The sequence below is a fragment of the Colwellia sp. Bg11-12 genome (assembly GCF_014076955.1).
In the GTDB taxonomy this organism is placed as follows: Bacteria; Pseudomonadota; Gammaproteobacteria; order Enterobacterales; family Alteromonadaceae; genus Colwellia_A.
The window spans coordinates 1-1,484 of sequence record NZ_JACGUZ010000042.1; the positions used below are offsets into that span (position 1 = coordinate 1).

A 1,484-nucleotide genomic window follows, 5' to 3' on the forward strand; every position below is an offset into this window, starting at 1 on the left:
GGCAGGCTGAACTGCTGACTTTGATTCTCTATCCCGTAATCGGTATTTGTGGTTAACATCACTTGGAATAAAGGCGTATGTGCTGTGCTTCTGGGCACATTTAAGCGCTCAACCAATTGTTCAAAAGGAACATCTTGATTCGATTGGGCATCAAGGTGTGTTTGACGCACATGAGCCAGATAATCAGCTAAAGTCTTGTGACTGGTATCTAATCGTAACACTAGGGTATTAACGAAGAAACCAATCAACGGTGCCAATTCATCTTGTAAGCGGTTAGCCACAGGAGTACCAATAACAATGTCATCGGAATTGCTGTGACGAGATAAGACCAGTGCCAGAGCACTGTGCAATAACATGAAAGGTGTTACTTGATGTTGCTTAGCCAGCGCCAAAAGTGCCTGGCCTATTTGAGCTGGTAGTTGCTTACTGACGATGTCACCTTGATATTGTTTAACATCAGTTCTGGGCTTATCAAGTGATAAACCGTGTACGGTCGGGGCATCCGCTAATTGCTTTTCCCAGTAGCCAAGTTGCTGTTCAAGAACATCGCCTTGCAACCACTGCCTTTGCCATAGAGCATAGTCGACATATTGAATATCAAGGGGTGCAAGAGCAGTACTTTCATCAAGTGTGATGGCTCGATAACAGGCCATAAACTCATGGGTTAAGACTTCTAATGACCAACCGTCAGCAGCAATGTGATGCATATTAAACAACAAAACACTTTCTTGCTCGGCAGGAATCGCTCCTTGGTTTAGCAGAATAAAACTGGCTCTGAGCATTAAGTCCTGGTTTAAATCAAAGGGTGTCTGGCTATCGGCTTCAACCAGCGTTTGTAGTTGCGTTGCTTGTTCAGTCCCCGTGATAGCGGTTAAATCATGCTGATTGAGGACAAAAGTAAAGGCCTGCTGAATGTGCTGCAACGCGCCATCTTCGGCGTTGACATAGACAGTACGTAAGACTTCATGGCGTTGAATAATGTGGCTGAAGGCTTGCGATATTGCATCGGCATTCAAGGTGCCTTTGACACGTAATACAACAGGCATATTGTATTCGCTACTGCTACCATTCATTTGATTTATAAACCATAAACGTTGCTGTGAGAATGACAGCGGATACTCATTACTGTCATTTCGAGGACTGGCGAGCACCTGGCTCCGTAAGGTGCGTTCAGAAGGTTGCGCCAGGCAAGCTGCCATCATACGAATGGAGGGTGCAGCAAATACTTGGCTTATGGTTAATTCTTGTTGTAAGTGGCTACGTATGTGTGAAACTAATTTGACTGCCAATAATGAATGACCACCTATATCAAAGAAATTGGCGTCAATACTCAGCTTGTCAGCTGGCAAGGCTAATACACTGGACCATAAGGTTTGTAATTCAGCTTCAAAGACAGTTTGTGGGGCAATATATTGCCCCTGTAAAGAAACTATTTCAGGCTCGGGCAGAGCTTTTTTATCTATTTTTCCATTAGGTGTCAGCGG

The 1,484-nt window shown here is 44.3% G+C and carries 1 protein-coding gene; it reads right to left on the reverse strand.

What is annotated here, in order from left to right; genetic code table 11:
- Window positions 1-1,484, reverse strand: a 1,484-nt coding sequence (locus tag H4J39_RS00950) for a condensation domain-containing protein (RefSeq protein ID WP_259368712.1), incomplete at both ends; no start/stop codon positions are given.